Genomic DNA, 22,869 nt, shown 5'->3' with positions numbered 1-22,869 from the left:
TAGTGCCTGTAGGTTTATCACAACAGCTTGACTGACATGTCCTGCCATGTCCAGCACTCAGCCACTAATCGCGTGCAATAACGGCGATGCCCAATGAACCCTTCGCGCTCACCGAGAAGCGCGAGCAGCGCACCTGTTGCCAGCCCGTGACCGCGAAGGGCGCACCTGAGCCGCAGAACCGGTAAAACCGGCCAAACCGCGGGGTTGCCGGAAACACAAAACCGCCCCTCCCCAAACGGGGAAAGGCGGTAGGCAGAAAGCGTGGTGCAAGCTAGCGGTTCTGGAAGTAGCTCAGCAGGCGCAGAATCTCGGTGTAGAGCCAGACCAGGGTGACGGCCAGGCCGAGGGCCACGCCCCAGGCGTGCGACGCCGGTGCGTTTGCGCGGATGAGGCGGTCGGCCAGGTCGAAGTCGTTCATGAAGGACAGGGCAGCCAGGACGATGCAGACGATGGAGAAGATGATCGCCAGGGTGCCGCCGTCGCGCAGCGGGTTGTTGCCGGTGAACAGCGCCAGCAGCAGGTTACCGATGACCAGCACGAAGACGCCGATGATGGCGCCGGAGACAATCTTGCGGAAACGCGGGGTGACCTTGACCGCGCCGGTCTTGTAAACGAAGAGCATGCCCAGGAAGACGCCGACGGTGCCCAGGATGGCCTGGCCGATGAGGGCGCCGGCGTCGGAGCCGCCCACGGTGAAGTAGCCGGAAATCAGCAGGGAGAACCCGCCGATGAACAGGCCCTCAAAAGCAGCGTAGATAAGGGTGACGATTGCGGAGTCCCACTTCTTGCCGAAGGTGGCGACCAGAACGGTGATGAAACCGCCGATGCCGCCGACCAGCGTCAGGATCATCGACAGCGAGGCATCACCGGTAACCACGGCGATTCCGAAGTTGACGACTGCCAAGGCGATAATGACGCCGAGCGTGATACCCGTCTTGGTGACGACGTCATCGACAGTCATCGGGCGCTCAGGAGCCTGGCCGTAAGCCTGCAGGTCGTTGTAGCCATTCGAAGATTGTTGCTCCGAAGTGGCAAGCGTGTTCATTACCGGGTTGTTACTGCGCAAGGGAATCCCGCTTCCTTTCCTTTTGGGAATATGTCTAGGAGTCTAGGGTCTGGTCACTAGGATCAACGCGTCGCGTTTCCAGAAAGTTCCCACTCTGTTGACTTATACCCAAAATTCTAGTTGCTCGGTGGCTCCGGGGGTGTGCCGCCACCTTCGCCGGGGCCGCCTTGGCCCGGGCCACCGCCCGCGGCAGGCGTTTGCCCGCCACCGGTGGCCTTGTCGGTGGCATCGACGGGCACATCGATCTCCAGCCGATAACCGGCCGACCTCGAGCCAGATACCGCAGGGGTCTGCGCGTCCCAGCCGTCGGAGAATACGTTGTCGGTTTCCAGGGTTATCTTGTTGGAGTTGTCGAGCGAGCCCGCATAGGTATCGTCGTCGTAACGGGCACGCGCGACCTCTTCCGGCACGACAATCTGCGAGGTCAGCACGGAGTTAGAAGCATCAGTGATCTCATCAATGCTGGTGAATACCTCGAAGTGGATGTGCGGCCAGCGCCCGCTATAGCAGCCCGGGACGATGGAATCGAAGGTCACGGTACCGGCATCGTCAGTGACCTGGACGCCACGCAGCCAGGTTTGATCCGTCACGCCATCGGAATACATGGAGTACTCCCCCGCACCGTTACAGTGCCAGACGTAGACTGCGGCGCCGGCCAGCGGCTGGTTGTCGTTGGTGATGTCGATGAGGTTCATCGTCAGCGTCATCGGCACGCCGTCGACCGAGCCGTTGCCAGCGACGGAGGTGGTCAGGTCACGGCGCTCGACGCCGCTTTCGTCCAGAATGTCGGGACCGTTGGGGCCGTCGCCGGGTCACCATCGCGCGCATGTCTAAAGCGAGTCCCTAATCTTCGATGTCGTCCCCCGGGCGAATGCGTGTAGGCCCCAGAGCAGTTCCAGATAGCTAACCAAGCAGTTACTGAGGCGTGCCTGTATCCAATTTTGGGGCTACAAACTCAGCGTTTGCCTAGTGTTTACCTCGTTGTCGGGCCCCGGCTACCACTGGCACTTAAGGTGTTGTCTGCTCTTTTCTCTCTGTCCCTATAAGCAAGGAACCCTGCCCATGTCTGCAGTTTCCCGCCGTCGTTGGCTACCGGCTACCGTCGCCGCCACGATGACCTTCAGTGCTCTGTCCGTCCCCACCGCCCTGGCGCAGGAGACTCCGAGTCCCCTGTCGTTATCAACGAGGTGGAGTCCAACGGCGACCCAGTCGGTGACTGGGTTGAGCTAGCCAACATCGACGAGGTGAACTCGGTAGACATCAGCGGCTGGTCAATCCTGGATGACGATGACGACCACACCCCAATCGTCTTCCCGGAAGGCACCGAGATTGAATCCGGCGGCTACTTCAGCTTCTACACGGACCTGGAAGACGACGGCTTTGGCCTAGGCGGCAACGACTCGGTTCACCTCTTTGACGCCGAAAGCCAGCTCGTCGAGGAGACCACCTGGGAAGGCCACGCTGCCACCACCTGGGGCCGCGTTCCGGACATGACTGGCGAATTCGCCGTGACCGGCGAGCCGACCCGCGATGCCACCAATATCGCCGAGGGCGAGACCGAGCCGGTTGCGGATACGGAGTGGCCCTTCGACCCGCAGACCATCAAGGACGTTGATCTCGGCGAGGAGTTTGCTATCGAAGACTTCTCCGGCATCGACTTCGACGCCGACGGGCGCGCCTGGGTTGTCAACAACGACGAGGGCGGCCTGCTGGCGCTCGACTACGACGTTGACAGCGGCAGCTACACCGTCGCCGGTCAGTGGAACCTCAAGTACCCGGACGGCAGCGGCCTGCCGGATACCGAGGGCATTACCGTTGCCGAGGACGGCTCCCTCTACGTCGCCACCGAGTGCGACAACGCATCCAACAATGTCTCCCGCCCGTCCGTACTCCACTTCGCTGCGCCGACCAGCGAGGGCGGGGACCTGGCCGCCGAGCAGGAATGGAACCTGTCCGAGTTCACCGGCGAAATCGGCGCCAACTCCGGCCTGGAAGCCATTTCTGCTCTGGGCGGCGGCGAGTTCGCGGTCGGTGTCGAGGCTAACGGCGAGGTCCTCTTCGTCGACCTGTCCGGCGACGCCCCGGTTCTCAAGCAGCGCTACGAGTCCCCCTTCGAAGGCGTCATGGCGCTGGACTACGACGCCGAATCCGGCGTCCTGCGCGCCCTGTGCGACGAGGTCTGCGAAGGCGCGTCCATCGAGCTGACCCAGGCTGACGGCGAGTGGAAGGCAGCCTCCGAGGTCCAGGCCCGTCCGACCGAGATGGACAATGTAGCCAACGAGGGCTTCGCCACCCACACCTTTGCCGGCGAGTGCACCGACGGCAAGCAGGAGGAAACCACCGTCTTCCTCTGGGCCGATGACGGCGTGACCGAAGGTATTCCTTTCCGGGCTGCGGAAAACACCCGCACCACCGATTGCGAGGGCGACCAGGGCCAGGACGACGAGCAGCCGTCTCAGTCCTCCGGCTCCTCTACCTCCTCCGCCTCTTCGGCATCCTCCCTTTCTTCCCTGAGCGGTTCTAGCGTCGGCGGGATCCTCGCAGCCGTGGTCGGCATCATCGCGGTCGTGGGCGGCGCCATGGCCTTCTCCAAGGCTCTGCCGCAGCAGCTGCTCGACCTGCTGCCTGCCCAGGTTCGCCAGTTCCTGAGCTAGTCCGCTCTAGTCCGCCCCGGCTTCCGGCCGGGAGCTAGTGGGTTTAAGCAAACTAAAGACCAGCCTATTGGCTGGTCTTTTCCGTATTCAGCAACGCCTGCTGCATCTGCCTCTTAAGGCCTCAGCATTGTTTTTGGGTCTTGCTAGCCGCGGTTTTTAGGCCGGCTCAGCGCTATCCACCGTCTTGACCTCACCGTGGTCCTCGGGCTTGCGCAGGAACAGCGCGGCGATAACAGCGACTACTAGCAGGCCGCCACAGACCATGAAGGCGGTGGCCGCGCCGTCGCCCTGGGCGGCACGGGTGCCTCCCCCGGCACCGGCGACGTGGCCGATGATGGCAATCATCACAGCGATACCGGCCGCGCCAGCCAGCTGGAGCAGGGTGTTGAGGATGGCGGAACCGTGCGAGTAGATTTCGGACGGCAGAGAAGACAACGCCGTGGTGATGAGCGGGGTCAGGGACAGCGCCATGGCGACGCCAAAGATCGTGTACTGCACCACCAGCAGCCAGACCGGGGATTCCTCACTGACCGTGCCCATCCACAGCAGCGCGGCCGCGCCGATCAGGGTGCCGGGGACGACCAGCGGGCGGGGCCCGACGCGGTCGTAGAAGGCGCCGGCAATAGGAGAAAGCACCGTCTCCACCAGGCCGCCCGGCAAGGAGGCCAGGCCGGCGACCAGCGCGGTGGTCAGCAGCGCGCCCTGGAGGTAGAGCGGCAGAGTGTTGGCCATGCCCAGCATCGCGGCCTGGAAGAGCACGATGACGATGATGGCCACGACGAAGTTTTTGACCGTCAGCGGGGTCAGGTCCAGCAGGGCGCGGCCGCTCGGAGCCAGGGCGAGCTGGCGCCAGATAAACAGTGCCAGGCCGATAACGCCGGCGATGGACACACCGATGACGACGCCCGCACCGTCGCCGCCGTCGATGAGCACGCCCACCGAGGACAGGCCGTAGACCAGCCCGCCGAAGGCAATGGCGGAAAGCACCACGGACACGACGTCGAGCGGGGCGCGCTTGAGCTCGCTTACGTTACGCAGCTTCCAGGCCGCAAAGGCCGCGGCGACGGCGACGAGGGCGGCCATGATCCAGAACGTGGTGTGCCAGGTGGATACGGACATCACGGCACCGGCGAACGTCGGTCCCAGGGCCGGGCCGACTGCCATGACGATCGCAATAACGCCCATGACGGTACCGCGCACTTTCGGCGGAACCACGGTCATCACGACGGTCATCTGCAACGGCAGGAGGATAGCGGTACCCACGGCCTGCAGGACACGGCCGCCCAGCAGAATCACGAACGTCGGAGAGAAGGCCGCGACGACAGAACCAATAAGGAAGGCACCGACCGCAAAGAAGTACACCGAACGCGTCGTAAAGCGATCCAGGATCCACCCGGTCATCGGCATCATGATGGCCATGGTCAACAGCACGCCAGTCAGCAGCCATTGCGCGACCGCGGAGGTGACGTCGAATTCCGTCATGATGGACGGCAGGGCCACCGACAGGGCGGTCTCATTCAGCAGCATCACAAATGTGGTCAGTGCGAGCACCGAAATAATGAGCGTGGTCTCCCCTGACAGGGAGCGGGAACGCGGATCGGGCCTGGCCATCCGGCAACCTCCTGGAAAAACAAATTAAAAAGGGCCGCACGCCCCTGACAAGGGGCGGGCGGCATAATCGTGATAAGTCAACAATGCTGGACATTTGCGGCGCTGTCAACTTGAAAAACCAGTTGGCGGGAGCAACGGCTCTGCGACCTGCGGAACTTTTATCGCGCAGGGGCACCCGCCACAGGCGGAGCCCCGGTTCTTGCGATTGGCTCGGCTAGGGGCGCGAAGGGCTGCTACCCCATCAAAATTGCGCAATTTTTCGACACTTTTTGGACACTTTAGAGCCGGAAAGCGCGGTTCCCGTGGTGCCGGCGGAGTGTTTCCGCTGGTAGTGGTGCCCCCAGTGGGACTCGAACCCACACTGAATTGATTTTAAGTCAACTGCCTCTGCCGATTGGGCTATAGGGGCTGTGCAACCCTATTGAGTCTAATTCACAACAGGGCCGGGATGGAAACCGGGTCTCGGTCCCCGTGGCTGGTTGCTTGAGTCCCGTTGCCTAGGCTCCGTTGCGAAGGGCTAGCTGTCTGAGGTATCCATGCCGGCGACCAGGCCAGCGATGATGCCGTCGAGGATGTCTTTTTCGGAGACGACGAAGGAGCGGGCATCGTTGTGCTCCTCGATGAGGTTCATGATCCCCTCGACCGCCACTGAGCCGCCGCCGATGACGTCGGCACGGCCCGGGTGAATCACCGGGTTCAGAGCGCGCTCATCGGCCGGGGTGTGCATGAGCTGGTCCAAAAGCACGCGGAGGGCGTCGAAGCGCAGCTCGGTGCCGTGGATCGCATCGGCGTCGTAGCGCTCCAGCCCCTGGGCCAGCGCCGACAGGGTGGTAAACGTGCCTGCGCAGCCCACGAAGGTCTGGGCCTTATCGACGTTGACGAGCCGGGAGACTTCCTCCATCTTGTCCGCGACGAAGTCCTTGGCGATTTCGATCTCGGTCTCCGAGGGCGGGTCGGAGGGCATGATGCGCTCGGTGATGCGCACGCAGCCCATCTGTGCCGAGTGCGAGCTGTCGATGGTGCCGTCCTCATCGCCGACGATGAACTCCGTGGAGCCGCCGCCCAAGTCGATCACACAGAACGGGGCGCGCTCCGGAGCCAAGTCGCTAACCGCGCCGTTGAAGGACAGCCGCGCCTCCTCTTCCCCGGTGATGACCTCCGCGCAGGCTCCGGGTTCGATCTCGCCGAGGAGCTCCGCGGTCAGGTCGAAAAATTCCTGCTGGTTCTTCGCATCGCGCGTCGCCGAGGTGGCGACCATCCGCACTTTCTTGACCTGCTCGAATTTCATCTGTTGGACGAATTGCTCGAGCGCGTTGCGGGCGCGGCCCAAAGCCTCCTGGGAGATTTCCCCGGTCGCGTCCACGCCTTTGCCCAGGCGGATGATTTCCATAGTCCGGGTTACATCCTTGACTTTGCCGCCGGGCTGCACATCGGAGATAAGCAGGCGGATGGAGTTGGTGCCGCAGTCGATTGCTGCTACGCGAGTCATGCTGGTGTCGTGTCCTTAGGCGAGTTGTTCGAGCGGGTAAACGAGGAGGTTATGGGCCAGTTTTAGGTATTGGAGAAGTCGAACTGTTCCATATCGATGCCCAGGTCGGCCACGCTCGGCCAGTCAGCCGGGATGGCGCTGCCGCGCAGTTCGCCGTGCTCGGCGGCCAGCGCCACTGCCTCCGTACCCAGGCGGAAGTGCTGGGGGCCTTCGGCCAGCGCGTAGGCGATCAGAACGTGCAGGCACTTGACCCGGTCGGGCATCCCGCCGCCGGAGAAATCAGTGCCCAGGTCGGCAATCTTGTTGCGCTCGGCCAGGTAGTGCTCGTGGGCGGCGCGGTAGTCGCAAGCCAAGTCGGCATCGTCAGCCAGTCGCGCTTCCATCCACTTCATGACGTGGGCGACCTCGAGGCGGGAGGCCTCCGCGGTCAGGCGGGGATCCGTCAGGTAGTACAGCGTGGGAAACGGGGTACCGTCCTCCAGCTTGGGGGCGGTCTTGATGACGGCGGGTTGGCCGTCCGGGGTGTAGTAGGAAACTTCCAGCACACCCCGCGGAGTACGGCCCAGTTGCTGGCCGACGGTGGCGAGGTCCTTATCTGTCACGGTCATAGACGCTATTGTCTCACGAACACCCCACCGGCGTGAGCGCGGGGCGCTACTGCGGCGCGTAATCCGCGCCTTGGTCCACGGGATCCGGCTGCTCCGGGGAGTTGTGGGATTCCTCGATGGCCTCCTCCACGGCCGAGGAGACCGGCCCCTCGGAGGTCTCGTCCTGGTTAGCTCCCGTGTCCTTCGGCCCACCGGAAACCACCGAACGCGGCTCTTCGCCCTCGGAGAGCGAGTCCCACAGCACCGCGTACCACGGCTGATCCTCTTCCACGGCGTCCTTGCCGGTAGTCACCGAGTGATCCGGGCTCATCTGCGGGTCCAGGATTCGGTAGGCGGTCTCCCCCGGTTCGATGACTCCCAGGCGCCGGCGGGCTTCCTGCTTGACGAAGTCCTCGTCCTGGTAGTGGTCGATCTCTTCCTGCAGCTGCGCCTTTTCGGCTTCCTTCGCGGCGATGGACTCGTTCAGCCGCGCGATTTCGGAGCGTCCCTGATAGAAGTTGCGCAGCGGCACGGCGATGGCGGCCAGCACCACCACCAGCACGGCGACGATGACGGTAAAGCCGGCGACGTCGAGGCGGTCCGGCTTCCGGTTTGCCTTGGGCCGCGGGCGCGCGGTGGACCGGCCGGAGCGCCCCGCAGAGCGCGACGCTACCGGTACGGTGGTGCGCCGCTTGCTGGGGGTTTTCTTCTCGCGTGCCATATAGGCCACTATCCTAGCGTGACCGCCCCATCGCGCAGCGGCGGCGCGGCGGGGCGAGTGTTAAAAAAGGGGCGCAGTTTAAGACCACGCCCACAGAGCCTGGCGAAGCCCCAAGACGAGTAACGGCCCCGGGGAATACCCGGGGCCGTTACTTAAAATTTAGCTGCGCTTAGCCGTTGAAGCGCGGGAAGGCGGAGCGGCCGGCGTAGACGGCGGCCTCGCCCAGCTCCTGCTCAATGCGCAGCAGCTGGTTGTACTTCGCCACGCGCTCGGAGCGAGCCGGGGCACCGGTCTTGATCTGGCCGCAGCCCAGGGCGACGGCCAGGTCGGCGATGGTGGTGTCCTCGGTCTCGCCGGAGCGGTGGGACATCATGGTGCGGTAGCCGTTGCGGTGAGCCAGGTCCACGGCGTCGAAGGTCTCGGTCAGGGTGCCGATCTGGTTGACCTTGACCAGCAGGGCGTTGGCGGCCTTCTTGTCGATGCCCTCCTGCAGGCGGGCCGGGTTGGTGACGAAGAAGTCGTCGCCGACAATCTGGACCTTCTCGCCGATGGCGGCGGTCAGGGCGGTGTAGCCCTCCCAGTCGTCTTCCTGCAGCGGATCCTCGATGGAGACGATCGGGTAAGCGTCAATGAGCTCCTCGTAGACCTTGGACATCTCCTCCGCGGTGTGCTCGCCACCCTCGAAGTGGTACTTGCCGTCCTGGTAGAACTCGGAGGAGGCAACGTCGAGGGCCAGGGCGATGTCCTTGCCCGGGGTGAAGCCGGCCTTCTCGATGGCCTCCACGATGACGTCGAGCGCCTCCTTGGTGGAGCCGACGGACGGGGCGAAGCCGCCCTCGTCGCCCAGACCGGCGGACAGGCCCTTGTCCTTGAGCACGGACTTGAGGGCGTGGTAGACCTCGGCGCCGGCGCGCAGGGCCTCGGCGAAGGAGTCGAAGTCCAGCGGGGCGATCATGAATTCCTGGACGTCCACGCCGGAGTCAGCGTGGGCGCCGCCGTTGAGGATGTTCATCATCGGCACCGGCAGGATGTGCGCGTTCGGGCCGCCGACGTAGCGGTACAGCGGCAGCGCGGCGGACTCGGCGGCAGCCTTGGCGGCGGCGATCGACACGCCCAGGATGGCGTTCGCGCCCAGGCGGGACTTGTTCTCGGTGCCGTCCAAGTCAATCATGGCCTGGTCGATCAGGCGCTGGTCATCGGCCACGAAGCCGGCCAGCTCATCAGCGATCTCCTCGTTGACGTTCTCGACCGCCTTGGTCACGCCCTTGCCCAGGTAACGGTCGTCGCCGTCACGCAGCTCGTGGGCCTCGTGGACACCGGTGGAAGCACCGGACGGGACGCCGGCGAGCCCGTGGGCACCGTCATCCAGGAAAACTTCCGCCTCCACGGTCGGGTTGCCGCGGGAATCCAGGATTTCGCGTGCGAATACGTGCAGGATATCGGCCATGCTAGAAATTCACTCCTCTAGAGGTTAGATGTGGGCGCGCCCCGAAAACATGGGACGCCTACCTAGCTTCCATTTTTACCGAAAACTTGCCCGCGGCGTGGCCATATTCGCTTTCTGTGCCGGGCTGGCCTTAGCTGGTAGCCGGTTGGCCAATGGCATAAGAATTGGCCGCAGCGGCGACTTTCCGCACGTATTCCCCCGATTGGTTGTAGGCGAGCACACCAGCGACCCACCCCTGTTCGTGCGAAAGGTCACGTCCGTCCAAGCACAACAATTTCGCCGCCCCGGCCGCGGCGTCGTCGATCTGGTTCGGGTCCGGGTGTCCGTCCCCGTTGGCGTCCACCCCGACGCGCTTCCAGGACTCGGGGATGAACTGCATGGGGCCGACGGCCCGGTCGTACTCGGTATCGCCGTCAAATTCGCCGTTGTCCGTGTCCGGGATTTCGGCCGTGTTGTTGGTCCCGTCCAGGCTGATGCCGACGATGGGCGGCTGCGGGTAGCCGTTGCTATCCAGCGAGGACGGTTTGAACCAGTTGCCCGAGTAGGTGCCGTGCCGGGTCTCCACGTAGCCGATGCCGGCCAGCGTGTTCCAGCGCAAGTTACAGCCCGGCCAGGAATCCCGGGCGATAAGCTCTGCGTTGCCGTAGGCGCGCAGCGCCTGGGCGGGGATCCCAGTCTGCTCGGACAGATCCTGGGCCCAGTAGGTCAACTTGTCCGCGGTGCGCCCTGGGGCGTGGACGTTGATGTCGGCGACTTCTGCCGGGGATTGCGGCGGAACGTTGTCCGGCACTGGGTCGAGCTTGCGTACGGGCGAGGGCGCCCCCAAAAAGGACAGTGACCAGCCCACCAGCGCGACGATCAGCACGATGGCGAGGACCGCGGCGCAGCCGCATCCCCTCAGTGCCATCTTGCCCGTCCGTTGAGTCACGAGGTCATATCCTACCGGCCTGCTATCGCCCGGGGCGAACTGCGACATGAGGGCGCCGCGACCGGCGGAAAGGGTCACAAATTTGCAACATTTGTCACTCTTTTAACTTTTGTAACAACTTCTCGGCTATGTTCTATCTGGGCTCTACCCGGCCAGCTGCCGGGCCCCGGCCTTTTCCTTAACCTCTCTTCTCACCCCAAAGGACTTTTCTCATGCGTTCTCGCCTTACCGCCGCTGCGACCGCGGCAGCTACCGCTTTGACCCTGGCCCTGGCCCCGGCGGCCCAGGCCGCCCCGTCCATCCTGGATCTGGGCTCCCAGCTCATCAAGGGCGCCGACTGCAACACCCTGCGCACCACCCTGCACGCTATCGATGCCACCACCTCCGGCGAGCTGCTAACCCCGGAGACCACCCGCAACCAGCTCTCGCGCAACCTGCGCGAGCTCAACCCCAACGGCCAGACCTTCTCGCCCATTCAGCTGGCCGCCACCAAGTTCGCCGGCGAGACCGCCGACCGCGCCCTGGAGTGCGGCATCGTTAAGCAGGACACCCTGCTCACCGGCGGCACCGGCCTGTCCTCCCAGCTGGGCGACTACCTCCCGCTGCTGTCCTCTACCCTGCGCCAGGGCGCCTAGGTAGAACTGAGCAGCTAGGAGCGACGGCTGCGCGCCTTGCCCTCCCGCCAGAGACGCTCCTGCTCTTCGCTCGGCACGACCGTGCGTGTGCCGTCGAAGAGGTAGGGGCTGCGCTGGCGCATCTTGTTCACGAAGCTGGCCGCCACGTCCGCGAATTCGAAAGCACCCCGGCGGCTGGCGATCTCGGCATGGAAGAGCACCTGCAGGAAGACGTCGCCTAGCTCGGCGCAGAGCTCTGCTTCCGCGGCGCCGGAGCGCACCGCCTCGGCGAATTCGGCGGATTCTTCCTCCAGATACGGCAGCAGGCTGGTGTGCGTTTGCGCCCGCTCCCACTCCCCGATGTGCAACGCCCGCGTCATCACGCGCTGCGCCTGGCCGACCGGGTCCTGCCGCGACTCCGCCTCGATGACCGCCTCGCCCGCCGCAATCCGGCGTCGGGCCTCCGGGTCGTTGTCGTCGGTGGTCACCAGCAGGCCCTCGGGCGTTTCCCCGGTTACCAGATCGGAGAAATTCCACCGCACCTTCACGGGAACTTCGCTGGTGAAAGACACCGGGCCGGCAAGCCGGCCGTGCGCCTGCATGGGGATCAGGGTGGGCCAACGTTCATCGAGCAGCAGGACAGTCATAGACCCCGAGTATAGGGGGTCGTCTTCGCTGAATTCCCTTGCGGGCGGTATACACGATAGTTTTAACGGGTGACTAATCAAGATTCCCCGGTGGTGGCAGCGACGGGCCGCTCCCACTCCGTGACGCTATGGACGCTGGTAGCGCTCATTATCGGCTCCACGGTGGGCGCGGGCATCTTCTCCCTGCCGCAAAACATCGCCTCCGTGGCCGGCCCGGGCGCCATGCTCATCGGCTGGCTCATCGCCGGCGTCGGCATGCTGTCAGTCGCCTTCGTCTTCCAAATCCTGGCGCACCGCAAGCCCAACCTCGACTCCGGGGTGTATTCCTACGTGCGCGCCGGCCTGGGCGATTTCATCGGCTTCACCTCCGGCTGGGGCTACTGGCTCGGCTCTGTCATGGCGCAGGTCGGCTACGCCACCCTCTTCTTCAACACTGTCGGCCACTACATCCCGTTCTTCAACGCGGACCACCAGTGGACCTCCGCCCTGGCCGTTTCGGCCATGACGTGGCTCATCTTCGCCGTGCTAGCCCGCGGCATCCAGCAGGCTGCCTTCATGAACCTGGTAACCACCGTGGCCAAGCTGGTCCCCATCCTGGCCTTCATCGTCCTGGTCGCCTTCCTCGGGTTCAGCTGGGACAAGTTCACCTTCGACTTCTGGGGCCGGGCCTCCGAAGCCAGCCTGTTCGAGCAGGTCCAGGGCATCATGCTGTTTACCGTCTGGGTCTTCATCGGCGTGGAGGGCGCGTCCGTCTACTCCAAGCAGGCCCGCACCCGCGGCGACGTCGGCCGCGCGACGGTCGTCGGCTTCTTCTCCGTCCTCGCCCTGCTGGTGTCCGTATCCACGCTATCTTTCGGCGTGCTGAGCCAGGAAGAGCTCGCCGCGCTGCCGGACAACTCCATGGCCTCGGTTCTTACCGCCGTGGTCGGCCCGTGGGGCGGCGCGCTCATCTCCCTAGGCCTGTGCCTGTCCGTGCTGGGCGCTTATGTCTCCTGGCAGATGCTGTGCGCTGAGCCCATCGTGATGATGGCTATCGATGGCCTCATCCCCCGCCGCATTGGCACCGTCAACGTAGCCGGCGCCCCCTGGGCCGCGCAGCTGATTTCCACCTCGGTCATCCAGGTCTTCATCATCATCTTCTACCTGAACGAGACCTCCTACAACGCCATGGTGCAGCTGGCGACCATCATGTACCTGCTGCCCTATATCTTCTCCGCGTTCTATCTGCTCTTGCTCACGGTGCGCGGCAAGGGCCTGAACCACCCGCACGCCGGGGTGCGTTTCGATATCTCCGGGCCCGAGGTCGGCCGCCGGGACAACCACCGCCACTTCGCCATCGCGCTGGTCGCCTTCATCTACTCGGTCTGGCTCATCTACGCCGCCGATCCCGTCTACGTGCTCTTAGGAGCCCTGGCGGTCATCCCGGGCATGATCCCCTACGTCGGCACCCGCCTGTACAAGCGCGAGCGCGTCTTCAACGCCTTCGAGTGGGGCGTGGTCGTCGTCGTGACCATCGGCGCCGCCGTTGCCATCTGGGGGCTGAGCACCGGCTCGCTCACCCTCCGCTAGCAGCACTACTTTAAAGACCACACGGCCCAGGCACGCGGCAAAGCCCGGTTGCTCTCAACGCAGCAACCGGGCTTTTCGCTGGGCTTTCGCGGGCTAGCTAGCAGCTAGCGCAGGGGCGCGCGGCTAGTAGCGGATGACGCGTCGACCGTCCACGCCGCCGTTGATGAGGCCGTCGAAGACGTCGTTGACGTCATCCAGCTTGACCTCGGTGACGGTCGGCTTGATCTTGCCGCGGGCGTAGAAGTCCAGCGCCTCTTCCAGGTCCTGACGCGTACCGACCAAGGATCCGCGGATGGTCAGGCCCTTGAAGACGATGTCGAAGATCGGCGCCGGGAAGTCTCCCGGGGGAAGGCCGTTGAAGACGATGGTGCCGCCCTTGCGCGCCATGCCGATGGCCTGACCGAAGGCCTGCGGGTGGACCGCGGTCACGAGCACGCCGTGGGCGCCGCCCTGGGTGTATTCCTCCACGGCCTGAGCCGGATCCTGGTCCTTGGCGTTGACCGCGAACTCGGCGCCGTGCTTCTTGGCGAGCTCGAGCTTGTCGTCCGCGATGTCCACCGCGATAACGCGCATGCCCATGGCCACGGCGTACTGCACGGCCACGTGGCCGAGGCCGCCGATTCCGGAAATCACCATGAACTGACCCGGCTTGGTCTCAGCCTCCTTGAGGCCCTTGTAGACCGTCACGCCGGCGCACAGGATGGGGGCTACCTCGATGGGATCGGCGCCTTCCGGGATGCGCGCGCAGTAGCGGGTGTCGACCAGCATGTACTGGCCAAACGAGCCATCCACGGTGTAGCCGCCGTATTCGGCCTCGTTACACAGGGTTTCCCGGCCGGTACGGCAGTACTCGCAGGTGCCACACGCGGACCAGAGCCACACGTTGCCCACGATGTCGCCTACCTTGACGTCGTGCTCGCCCGGCCCCAGCTTGACGACCTCGCCGACGCCCTCGTGTCCAGGCACGAAGGGCGGCTCCGGCTTGACGGGCCAGTCGCCGCCGGCGGCGTGGACGTCGGTGTGGCAGATGCCCGAGGCGATGTTCTTGACCAGCGCTTGGTTGCGGCCGGGCTCCGGCAGGTCAACGTCTTCGAGGTTAAGCCGTGGGCCGAATTCTTCGACCACCGCGGCGCGGAATTGATCTGACATGGCGGTTGGTTCCTTTCTACGTTGCTCACTGCCCCAGGCAGTCCACTTGAACTAGTCAACCCGTGGCATCTTCGACTGGATGTCATACGTACCGGCGCAAGTGCCTTAACCAGCAGCGTAGAAGTGGCGAAGGGGCCACGCTAGGGCCCTACCCCACGTGCGAAACCTGCGAAGAACAGTGTTAACACCGCGTGGTGTGGACCCACCCAAGTAGTTCCTGAGGCGAACCAGGGCCGAGCCCAATTTTACCCAATGTTATGCCCGATAACACTATTAATGACTTAAAGTGATCTACTGCACGCCCTGCTCATGGTGCCAATTTTCATTAAGGGAAAAACTTACCCCCCCGCCAAACTAAATAGTCTGACGGGGGAAGCGTGCCGCGTAGGCGGCGAGCGCGGCTACTGTCCCACCGAAATGACGTTCTTCTTGTCCTTCGGTTTCGGCTTGCCCGGGTCGTCGCCGGTGACGTCGATCTTGTCCACGTCGAACATGGCGGAGATGAAATCGGCCACCCACTGGACCAGCTCGGTATCGCGCAGCTGCGGCGAGGTAACGTTCCGCCCCGCCTTCGGGAAAGGCACCTGAAGAGCCTGGGCCGCGGCGCGGTAATTCGACCCCGGGTACAGGCGCTTGAGGCGCACCTGCTTGGAATCAGGCAGCTCGACCGGGTGGAACTTCAGGCGGGTGCCCTGCACCGTGACGTCGGAGATCCCCGCCCGGCGCGCCTGGTGGCGCAGCCGTGCGACGGCCAGCAGGCGCAGGACCTCGGTGGGCACGGGCCCGAAGCGGTCCTCCATCTCCTCTCGCACGGCGCGCAGGTCCTTATCGTCCTGGGAGGCCGCGAGCTTGCGGTAGACCTCCAGGCGCAGGCGCTCGGAGTTGATGTAGCGCTCCGGGATGTGGGCGTCCACCGGCAGATCGATGCGGATTTCCTTCGGGGCCTCGTCGGTAACCTGCGGGGTCTCGCCCTTGGCCAGGGCCTTGAAGGTCTCCACGGCCTCGCCCACCAGGCGCACGTAGAGGTCGAAGCCGACCCCGGCGATGTGCCCGGACTGCTGGGCGCCCAGCACGTTGCCGGCGCCGCGCATCTCCAGGTCCTTCATCGCCACGGCCATGCCGGCGCCCAGGTCGTTGTTCTGGGCGATGGTGGCCAGGCGGTCGTAGCTGGTCTCGCTGAGTGTCGCACCCTTCGGGTAGAGGAAGTAGGCGTAACCGCGCTCGCGGGAGCGCCCCACGCGGCCGCGCAGCTGGTGCAGCTGGGACAGGCCCATGTGGTGGGCGTTTTCCACGATCAGGGTGTTGGCGTTGGCGATGTCCAGGCCGGTCTCGACGATGGTCGTGCACACCAGCACGTCGTACTCGCGGTCCCAGAAGCCCTGCACGGTCTTTTCCAGGACTTCCTCGGGCATCTGCCCGTGGGCGACGACCACGCGGGCCTCCGGCACGAGCTCGCGGATTTCACGCGCCTTCTTTTCGATGTCCGCGACCTTGTTGTGGATGAAGAAGGTCTGGCCATCGCGCAGCAGCTCGCGCCGGATGGCGGCGGCGACCTGCTTGTCCTCGTAGGCGCCGACGTAGGTCAGCACCGGGTGCCGGTCCTCCGGCGGGGTGAGGATGGTGGACATCTCGCGGATGCCGGCCATGGACATCTCCAGGGTGCGCGGGATAGGGGTGGCGGACATCGTCAGCACGTCGACCGAGGCCTTGAGCGCCTTGATGTGCTCCTTATGCTCGACGCCGAAGCGCTGCTCCTCGTCCACGATGATGAGCCCCAGCTGCTTCCAGTACACGCCCGTCTGCAGCAGGCGGTGGGTGCCGATGACGATGTCGACCGTGCCCTCCGCCAGGCCGGAGATGATCTCCTTGGCCTCCTTCTGGGTGGTAAAGCGGGAGAGCACCCGGATTTCCAGCGGGAAGCCCGCCATGCGCTCCGCGAAGGTGTTGTAGTGCTGTTGGGCCAGCAGCGTGGTCGGCACGAGGACGGCGACCTGCTTGTCGTCTTGGACGGCCTTGAAGGCCGCACGCACGGCGACCTCGGTCTTGCCGTAGCCCACATCGCCCACCACGACGCGATCCATCGGCACGGTGGATTCCATGTCGTGCTTGACGGCATCGATGGCCAGCATCTGGTCCTCGGTCTCCACGAAGGGGAAGTTGTCTTCCATCTCCTGCTGCCAGGGCGAGTCCTCCGCGAAGGCATGTCCGGGCGCGGCCTGGCGCTTGGCGTAGAGCTGCACCAGCTCGCCGGCGATTTCGCGCACGGCGGCCCGGGCCTTCTTCTTGGTGTTCTTCCAGTCCGAGCCGCCCATCTTGGACAGCTTCGGGGCCTCGCCGCCGGTGTACTTGCTCAGCAGGTCCAGCGAGTCCATGGGCACCCACAGCTGATCCGCCGGCTGGCCGCGCTTGGAAGCGGCGTATTCCAGCACGATGTACTCGCGCCGCGAGGTCTCGTCCCCGGCCTTGATGGTGCGCTCGGCCATCTTGAGGAAGCGGCCGATGCCGTGGGTTTCGTGCACGACGAAATCGCCCTGCTTCAGCGCCAGGGGATCGACCTTGTTGCGGCGCTTGGCCGGGCGGCGCTTGGCACCGGCGATATCGCCCACACGGTTACCGGTCAGGTCGGTTTCCGTGATGACGACCAGCGGCAGGGCCTCCGCGTCCTTGAGCTTGCGCACCTTGGGGAAGACCAGCCCGGCGTGGCTGAGCGCCTGGTACAGGGTGACCTTGCCGGGGCTGGGCTCCCAGCCCGGGGTGGCGACCTCGGTGGGGATCCCCTTCTCGGCGAAGCGGTCGACCATGCGTTTGATGGCGCCGTGGGCGGGCGCGATAAAAGCCGCGCGGCCGCCGGCCTGGGTGTGGGCCAGCAGCTCGGCCATCATCTGGTCAATGGCCTTGAGATCCCCGCGCGGGGTCGGGCCGGGCTCGAACTCCAGCGGCAGGGTCTGCGCCTCGTCGGCGGCGAACATGCCGGGCGGCGCAAAGGTCCACAGCGGGCGCCCGGAGTCGGTGACCAGGTCCGAGAGCTCGTCGTAGTCGCGGAAGCTGGCCGCGGACAGGTCGAGGCCCTCCGTGGCCAGCGGGCCGTCGGCGCCCATGGCGGCGGCCTCCCAGCCGGCGGCCATGAACTCCGCGTCCGTGTCGACGAGGTCAGAGATGCGCGTGCGGATCTTCTCCGGCGCCACGAGGACCACGTGGGCGCCCGCGTCCAGGAAGTCGGTCAGGGGGACCATCGGGGCATCGCTGAGCGCCGGCAGGAGCGCCTCCATGCCGTCGGCGGGGATCTTCTCGCCCAGCTTGGTCAGCAGCTCCACCAGGGCGGGGTTGCCCGGGTGCTTCTGGGCCAGCTCCCCGGCCCGCTGCGCGACCGCGTCAGTCACGGGCAGCTCGCGGGCGGGATAGACGTCGACGGCGCCGACCTCGATCTCGGGGATGGTGCGCTGATCGGCCACGGAGAACTTCCGGATATCAGTGATCTCGTCGCCCCAGAACTCCACGCGCACGGGGTAATCCAGCGTCGTCGGGTAGACGTCCAGGATCCCGCCGCGGATGGCGTATTCGCCCTTCCGGGCGACCATGTCCACGTGGCGGTAGGCCTTAAAGTCCAGGGCCTCCACGAGCGCAGTAAGGTCGTGCTCTTCCTCCTCCGCGAAGTGGATCGGCGCGCGGCCTTCCACATCCTTGAGGATGGGCTGGCTAAAACCGCGCGCCGCGGTGACCACCACGCGCACGTCGCCGCGTGCCAGCCGGTCGAGGACCTGCGCGCGGCGGCCGATGATATCCACGCCGGGGCTTAGACGCTCGTGCGGCAGTGTCTCCCAGGCCGGGAAATAGGCCACGGCGTCGCCCAACATGGCGGCCAGTTCGGCGCTTAAATCCTCCGCCTCGCGGCCCGTCGCGGTGACCACCAGCACCGGCGCCTGGTTGGCCAGCGTGCCGATCGCCCAGGGGCGCGCCTGGTCAATGCCGGTGATGTGGAGGGCCCGCTCCCCCACCTGGGCCGCCAGGCCTTTCAGCTTCGGATCGGAGGCAGCGACCTTGAGCAGGCCGGCCAGCATTGCCGTCATGAATTCTCCTCTTCCTGTGTCTGCCCCGCGCCACCGGCCGGCGGCGCGACGAGCTTCGGCTGGGCTTGCATGTCGGAGAGCCCATTCCAACACAAATTAACAATATGCGCGGCCACGACCTCTTTGTCCGGCTGGCGTACATCCAGCCACCATAGCGCCGTGGTGGAGACCATCCCAACCAGCGCCTGGCCGTAGAGCGTCGCCAGTTCCTCGTCCAGCCCCCGGCGGGCGAAAGCCCGGCCCAGTATATAGCTGACCTGGCCAACCGCCGTATTCAGCAGCGTCCCATAGGAGCGCTCCGTGCCCGGCTTGGAATCCCGCACCAGAATGACGAAACCGTCGGTCTCCTCCTCCACGTAGGTCAGCAGCGCGAGCGCGGCCTGCTCAATGCGCTCCCGCCAGCTGCCGTGGTCGATCGCCTCTGTAATGACGCCCTCCAGCGCCACCATCTCCCGATCCACAACGACGGCGTAGATGCCTTCCTTGCCCCCGAAATGTTCGTAGACCACCGGCTTCGAGACCCCAGCCCGCGCCGCGATCTCCTCGACGCTAGCCCCATCGAAACCTAGCTCAGCGAAAGCCGCCCGCCCCACAGCCAGCAGCTGTTCGCGCCGCTGGCGGCCCGTCATGCGTCGTTTCACCATGCCTTAAAGCCTAGCCGCCGATGCCCCCGGCCAGCACCACCGGGCCTGCCACCCACCGCAGCGCCCCAGCGCGCACCAACCACCCACAACACCATTGCCCAACCTCGTTACAGCGCCACAACCCGATTATTCCGATCCCCGGCCCGTAAGGTAGTCTGTTAGGGCACAACGCCACTTCAATGGAGCGGCGTGATTCCCCATGGTGTAATCGGCAACACTACGGTTTTTGGTACCGTCATTCTAGGTTCGAGTCCTAGTGGGGAAGCTTTTCATTTACCCGCCCTGACCAGTTTCCACTGGTGGGACGGGTTTTTACGTATCCGCCGTCCAACCGGCCCAGACAATTTGCGGCTACTTTTGTTTTTCGCCGAGGATTCGTCGTGAAATTTCTCGTACCCCACTCACCGTGTATAGCGCTAGACAAGGATCTAGCCGAGGCCTAAGCTCGAAACCAGACGGCAAGGGAAAAGGTCCCGGCCATCGAACACGGAAGAGAGTCCGACATGCACAAGACAAGTGTCTTCACCCCACACGTCACCACCACGCCCGTCACCTCCACAGGTGCGGAGTCCCGCACTGTTTGAGCGGGACGGCAAGCGCTTCACACAGTTCTGGTAACCCACTCCCCTCATCTTTGACCCAGGAGTTAAAACATGACCTATATCATCAGCGCAGCCCAGTTCGACTACGACATGGAGGTCTGGGGCGAGACCCTCCCGGAAGTGCGCAAGAAGCTCATCGACGAGGCCTTGTACCAGGGCATAAATATGGACTGCTGGCTAGACCAGGTCCACGCGGTCTCCCCTCTCGATGAATCCGTATTGGACGAGGACGAGCTCGCAGAGATCAACGACCCGCGCCCACTGAACTCGGATATCCTGTGTGAGTTGGCCATCCACGTCTGGGGCGCGCCGGACGTCAAGTACGAGGTTACCGAGGCACCCGTCTCCATCACCCGCGGCGAACTCAAGGCATCCCAGCACCTGCTGGGTTTGGACAATGCCGGCATGGCGCACGCGCTCAGCGTCGCCCCGCGCACCTACGCCCGCTGGATCGCCGGGACCATGGGCATCCCGATGGGGATCCGCGAAGACGTGTGCGGCCTTTTTGCTCGCATGGACAAGGACGCGGCCGAGCTCAGCGAACTGCACTACCAGGAGACGATCGTCGTCTACCCGAGCACCGAGTCGGAACAGCAGCTCGTCGGCCGCAGCCTGGGCTGGGAGCAGCGCACCTGCGAGCTCGCGATGCGCAAGCACGGCGTGCCCGTCTACCTAGGCGGCGAGGTCTAATGACCCACTAGATCGCTAAAAACGCCCCCGCAAGTAACCATCAGGTCACCTGCGGGGGCGCTTCCATATCGCAGCTCTGAGCTGCGTTAGCTGCGGACCTTCACGAGGTCGCGGTACACAGTGGGCTCGGAGACTTCCAGACGCTCCGCGGCTGCGGCGATTCCACCTTTGAGCAGGAAGAAGCCTGCTTCTTCAAGGTCCGCAACGACCTCCAGACGCTCGTCTCGACGCATCTGGTTTGGCGCAGCGCCTTGCTTTTCTAGTGCGGTATCCAGCATGGATTCCAACAGAGACTCCAGGTTGGTCCGCAAGCTTTCCAGGGAGTGGTGGTTTTCTTCCTCTGCCTCGTCCGAACCGGTGTTGGTTGCGTTGGAGACGGCCGCAGCGCTCGTGGCTTGCGCGAGCTCTACCGCCCGGCGCTTGGCCTCGGCCGTGGTCGGCATGGGAGCTCCCTCGGCAGCGCTGTCGCGGGATTCCCCGATGAGGCTGCCAGCTAGGCGCTGCACGTTGACGAGCTCGGTGATGTCAACGTTCACGCAGACCATCCCGATGAGTTCATTGGACTCATCCCGGATGAAGTAGCTGGACGAACGGCAGATTCGGCCGACGGCGTTTACTGAGCGGTAGCCCGCCACGAACGGAATGGAGTCGTGGGAACCTTGCTTCATGAACCACAGGGCGAAGTCCGTGACCGGGCCGCCGACCTTACGGCCACTGATGTGGCTGTTAACGATGGCGATGATGGACTCATCCGGCACGGTCAGGTCGTGCAGGACAACCTCACAGTTGGGGCCCATCGCCTGGCCCATGAACTCAACCAGGGGAACGTAGCGGGCATGCAGGTCGGCCGTGTCTTTCACCGGTGCGGAGGTGATGAGGTCTTTCAATGCCGTGTGCATGTCCGCGTTCCTTATCTCTGGTAGGGGCTCAATATTTTGCTGTGATTTTTCTTACGCTTACCGTAAGTTTAGCTGCAAGGCAGCAGTCGGGGGAAGAGAACGGTGGCCAGACCGCCCTCGGAGGTCTCCCGGTACTTGGAGTTCATGTCCTTACCGGTCTGGTACATGGTCTCAATGACGTTGTCCAGGGACACGGTCGGGTCGGACTCGCGCTCCAGGGCCATGCGGGCCGCGTTGACGGCCTTGACGGCGCCGACCGCGTTGCGCTCGATGCAGGGCACCTGCACCTGGCCGCAGACCGGGTCGCAGGTCAGGCCCAGGTTGTGCTCCATGCCGATTTCGGCAGCGGCGCACACCTGCTCCGGGGTGCCACCCATCAGCTGTGCCAGACCGGCAGCAGCCATCGAGCAGGCCACGCCGACCTCGCCCTGGCAACCAACCTCAGCGCCGGAGATGGAGGCGTTCATCTTGAACAGGGCGCCCACCTGGGTACAGGTCAGGAAGTAGTCGCGGTAGGTGTCCTCGTCGACCGGGGCGACGAACTTGTCGTAGTAAGCCAGCACGGCCGGGACGATGCCGCAGGCACCATTGGTCGGGGCGGTAACCACGCGGCCACCGGAGGCGTTGACCTCGTTGACGGCCAGGCCGTAGACGTTGAGCCAGCTCATGGCGCTCAGCGGGTCGTTGCCGCCGTTCGGCTTCTCCGTCAGGCGCTTGTACAGGACCGCTGCGCGGCGGGGAACGTGGAGCTTGCCCGGCAGGGTGCCCTCGGTGGTGATGCCGCGCTGGATGCCCTCCTTCATGACCTCCCAGACCTTGGCCATGTGTTCGCGCACTGCCTCTTCGCCGTGGGCCTCAATCTCGTTGGCCATGGCCAGCTCCGGGATGGACAGGTCGTGGCGGCGGCACAGGTCGAGCAGGGCCGCGGCGGTCGGGTATGCGTACGGTACCGGCTGGTGCGGAGCGCAGGCGCCGCCGACTTCCTCAGCCTCGACGATGAAGCCGCCACCGATGGAACAGTAGAACTTCTCCATGACGACCTCGTCGCCGTTGTAGGCGGTCAGGGACATGGTGTTCTCGTGTGCCGGGTGGAAGTCGGAGCGGAAGACGATGTCGTCGAAGTCGACCATGCGCTGGGCCGAGCCGATTTCCAGCTTGTTCGTGGCGCGTACCTTGGCCAGGAAGACCGGCATTTCGTCGATGTCGACGGTCTCCGGCTCGTTGCCAGCCACGCCCATGATGATGGCGTCGTCGGTGGCGTGGCCCTTGCCCGTCAGGGACAGGGAGCCGTAGACCTCGGCGTGGATGCGGTCGACCCGGTCGATGATTTCGGCGCGCTCGAGTTCATCGACGAACTGGCGGCCGGCCTTCATTGGCCCCAGGGTGTGGGAGCTAGAGGGCCCGATACCAATCTTGAACATTTCAAAGATACTGACGAACATGGCTGGATTACCTTTCCGAAGTTTTCCTATTCCCGTAGTGGGA

The 22,869-nt window shown here is 64.7% G+C and carries 18 protein-coding genes and 1 tRNA gene; 4 read left to right on the top strand and 15 right to left on the bottom strand.

Going from position 1 to position 22,869, the window contains the following annotated elements; translation table 11 throughout:
• Positions 1-271: 271 nt before the first annotated feature.
• Both VVS03_RS03485 and VVS03_RS03480 read right to left on the bottom strand, forming a co-directional pair.
• Positions 272-1,066 carry a Bax inhibitor-1/YccA family protein gene (locus tag VVS03_RS03485; RefSeq protein WP_368534113.1) on the bottom strand — a complete coding sequence of 265 codons (795 nt, stop codon included), beginning with the start codon at positions 1,064-1,066 and terminating at the stop codon, positions 272-274.
• A gap of 116 nt (positions 1,067-1,182) precedes the next feature.
• Positions 1,183-1,818 carry a hypothetical protein gene (locus VVS03_RS03480; RefSeq protein WP_368519789.1) on the bottom strand — a complete coding sequence of 212 codons (636 nt, stop codon included), beginning with the start codon at positions 1,816-1,818 and terminating at the stop codon, positions 1,183-1,185.
• Between the two features lie 333 nt (positions 1,819-2,151).
• On the opposite strand from VVS03_RS03480, the gene VVS03_RS03475 reads away from it, so the two are divergent.
• The gene (locus VVS03_RS03475) at positions 2,152-3,720 is read left to right on the top strand and encodes an esterase-like activity of phytase family protein (RefSeq protein WP_368519546.1); all 1,569 of its coding nucleotides are present in this window, start codon (positions 2,152-2,154) and stop codon (positions 3,718-3,720) included.
• A gap of 156 nt (positions 3,721-3,876) precedes the next feature.
• Here the strand turns inward: VVS03_RS03475 and VVS03_RS03470 are convergent, their stop codons facing one another.
• The 7 genes from VVS03_RS03470 to VVS03_RS03440 form a co-directional block, all read right to left on the bottom strand.
• A complete protein-coding gene (locus tag VVS03_RS03470) occupies positions 3,877-5,331 on the bottom strand; it encodes a DHA2 family efflux MFS transporter permease subunit (protein ID WP_368519545.1) in 1,455 nt (484 codons plus the stop codon).
• Positions 5,332-5,663: 332 nt separating this feature from the next.
• Positions 5,664-5,740: transfer RNA gene (locus tag VVS03_RS03465), tRNA-Leu, on the bottom strand.
• A gap of 108 nt (positions 5,741-5,848) precedes the next feature.
• Positions 5,849-6,820, bottom strand: coding sequence for an exopolyphosphatase (locus tag VVS03_RS03460; protein WP_368519544.1), 972 nt, complete (start codon positions 6,818-6,820; stop codon positions 5,849-5,851).
• Positions 6,821-6,882: 62 nt separating this feature from the next.
• Positions 6,883-7,428: a DUF501 domain-containing protein gene (locus VVS03_RS03455; RefSeq protein WP_368519543.1), complete on the bottom strand. Its 546-nt coding sequence runs from the start codon at positions 7,426-7,428 to the stop codon at positions 6,883-6,885.
• 46 nt (positions 7,429-7,474) lie between these two features.
• Complete coding sequence (locus VVS03_RS03450; RefSeq protein WP_368519542.1) at positions 7,475-8,128, bottom strand: septum formation initiator family protein; 654 nt, start codon at positions 8,126-8,128, stop codon at positions 7,475-7,477.
• Positions 8,129-8,297: 169 nt separating this feature from the next.
• Positions 8,298-9,575 carry a phosphopyruvate hydratase gene (eno, locus tag VVS03_RS03445; RefSeq protein ID WP_368519541.1) on the bottom strand — a complete coding sequence of 426 codons (1,278 nt, stop codon included), beginning with the start codon at positions 9,573-9,575 and terminating at the stop codon, positions 8,298-8,300.
• Between the two features lie 130 nt (positions 9,576-9,705).
• Entirely contained in the window at positions 9,706-10,482 is a 777-nt protein-coding gene (locus tag VVS03_RS03440) for a lytic transglycosylase domain-containing protein (RefSeq protein ID WP_368519788.1), read from the bottom strand.
• 233 nt (positions 10,483-10,715) lie between these two features.
• Between VVS03_RS03440 and VVS03_RS03435 the strand changes: the two genes are divergently transcribed.
• Positions 10,716-11,138: a hypothetical protein gene (locus VVS03_RS03435; RefSeq protein ID WP_368519540.1), complete on the top strand. Its 423-nt coding sequence runs from the start codon at positions 10,716-10,718 to the stop codon at positions 11,136-11,138.
• A gap of 14 nt (positions 11,139-11,152) precedes the next feature.
• On the opposite strand, the gene VVS03_RS03430 is transcribed toward VVS03_RS03435, so the two are convergent.
• Positions 11,153-11,764, bottom strand: coding sequence for a MazG nucleotide pyrophosphohydrolase domain-containing protein (locus VVS03_RS03430; protein ID WP_368519539.1), 612 nt, complete (start codon positions 11,762-11,764; stop codon positions 11,153-11,155).
• Between the two features lie 69 nt (positions 11,765-11,833).
• Between VVS03_RS03430 and VVS03_RS03425 the strand changes: the two genes are divergently transcribed.
• Entirely contained in the window at positions 11,834-13,333 is a 1,500-nt protein-coding gene (locus VVS03_RS03425) for an amino acid permease (RefSeq protein WP_409338321.1), read from the top strand.
• Positions 13,334-13,456: 123 nt separating this feature from the next.
• On the opposite strand, the gene adhP is transcribed toward VVS03_RS03425, so the two are convergent.
• The 3 genes from adhP to VVS03_RS03410 form a co-directional block, all read right to left on the bottom strand.
• Positions 13,457-14,482: an alcohol dehydrogenase AdhP gene (gene adhP / locus VVS03_RS03420; RefSeq protein WP_368519538.1), complete on the bottom strand. Its 1,026-nt coding sequence runs from the start codon at positions 14,480-14,482 to the stop codon at positions 13,457-13,459.
• Positions 14,483-14,883: 401 nt separating this feature from the next.
• Positions 14,884-18,540, bottom strand: coding sequence for a transcription-repair coupling factor (gene mfd / locus VVS03_RS03415; RefSeq protein WP_368526550.1), 3,657 nt, complete (start codon positions 18,538-18,540; stop codon positions 14,884-14,886).
• Positions 18,541-18,545: 5 nt separating this feature from the next.
• Entirely contained in the window at positions 18,546-19,193 is a 648-nt protein-coding gene (locus tag VVS03_RS03410) for a TetR/AcrR family transcriptional regulator (protein WP_368519537.1), read from the bottom strand.
• 653 nt (positions 19,194-19,846) lie between these two features.
• On the opposite strand from VVS03_RS03410, the gene VVS03_RS03405 reads away from it, so the two are divergent.
• Positions 19,847-20,485: a hypothetical protein gene (locus tag VVS03_RS03405; RefSeq protein ID WP_368534604.1), complete on the top strand. Its 639-nt coding sequence runs from the start codon at positions 19,847-19,849 to the stop codon at positions 20,483-20,485.
• A gap of 86 nt (positions 20,486-20,571) precedes the next feature.
• On the opposite strand, the gene VVS03_RS03400 is transcribed toward VVS03_RS03405, so the two are convergent.
• Positions 20,572-21,384, bottom strand: a complete 813-nt coding sequence (locus VVS03_RS03400; protein ID WP_368519535.1) for a transcriptional regulator — start codon at positions 21,382-21,384, stop codon at positions 20,572-20,574.
• A gap of 68 nt (positions 21,385-21,452) precedes the next feature.
• Positions 21,453-22,826 (bottom strand): L-serine ammonia-lyase, encoded by a 1,374-nt coding sequence (locus VVS03_RS03395; RefSeq protein ID WP_368519534.1) that lies wholly within the window; start codon positions 22,824-22,826, stop codon positions 21,453-21,455.
• Positions 22,827-22,869: the final 43 nt, after the last annotated feature.

Source organism: Corynebacterium sp. LK2537, assembly GCF_040946485.1.
In the GTDB taxonomy this organism is placed as follows: domain Bacteria; phylum Actinomycetota; class Actinomycetes; order Mycobacteriales; family Mycobacteriaceae; genus Corynebacterium.
Note: the sequence above shows the minus strand (reverse complement) of the source record. Positions and strands in the feature narration are given on the sequence as shown.

What these genes read in the sequence shown, in the direction of transcription:
- VVS03_RS03470 (WP_368519545.1), bottom strand. Translation starts at nt 5,331, where the DNA reads ATGGCCAGGCCCGATCCGCGTTCCCGCTCCCTGTCAGGGGAGACCACG.
- VVS03_RS03460 (WP_368519544.1), bottom strand. Translation starts at nt 6,820, where the DNA reads ATGACTCGCGTAGCAGCAATCGACTGCGGCACCAACTCCATCCGCCTG.
- VVS03_RS03455 (WP_368519543.1), bottom strand. Translation starts at nt 7,428, where the DNA reads ATGACCGTGACAGATAAGGACCTCGCCACCGTCGGCCAGCAACTGGGC.
- VVS03_RS03450 (WP_368519542.1), bottom strand. Translation starts at nt 8,128, where the DNA reads ATGGCACGCGAGAAGAAAACCCCCAGCAAGCGGCGCACCACCGTACCG.
- eno (WP_368519541.1), bottom strand. Translation starts at nt 9,575, where the DNA reads ATGGCCGATATCCTGCACGTATTCGCACGCGAAATCCTGGATTCCCGC.
- VVS03_RS03440 (WP_368519788.1), bottom strand. Translation starts at nt 10,482, where the DNA reads ATGGCACTGAGGGGATGCGGCTGCGCCGCGGTCCTCGCCATCGTGCTG.
- VVS03_RS03435 (WP_368519540.1), top strand. Translation starts at nt 10,716, where the DNA reads ATGCGTTCTCGCCTTACCGCCGCTGCGACCGCGGCAGCTACCGCTTTG.
- VVS03_RS03430 (WP_368519539.1), bottom strand. Translation starts at nt 11,764, where the DNA reads ATGACTGTCCTGCTGCTCGATGAACGTTGGCCCACCCTGATCCCCATG.
- adhP (WP_368519538.1), bottom strand. Translation starts at nt 14,482, where the DNA reads ATGTCAGATCAATTCCGCGCCGCGGTGGTCGAAGAATTCGGCCCACGG.
- mfd (WP_368526550.1), bottom strand. Translation starts at nt 18,540, where the DNA reads ATGCTGGCCGGCCTGCTCAAGGTCGCTGCCTCCGATCCGAAGCTGAAA.
- VVS03_RS03410 (WP_368519537.1), bottom strand. Translation starts at nt 19,193, where the DNA reads ATGGTGAAACGACGCATGACGGGCCGCCAGCGGCGCGAACAGCTGCTG.
- VVS03_RS03405 (WP_368534604.1), top strand. Translation starts at nt 19,847, where the DNA reads ATGACCTATATCATCAGCGCAGCCCAGTTCGACTACGACATGGAGGTC.
- VVS03_RS03400 (WP_368519535.1), bottom strand. Translation starts at nt 21,384, where the DNA reads ATGCACACGGCATTGAAAGACCTCATCACCTCCGCACCGGTGAAAGAC.
- VVS03_RS03395 (WP_368519534.1), bottom strand. Translation starts at nt 22,826, where the DNA reads ATGTTCGTCAGTATCTTTGAAATGTTCAAGATTGGTATCGGGCCCTCT.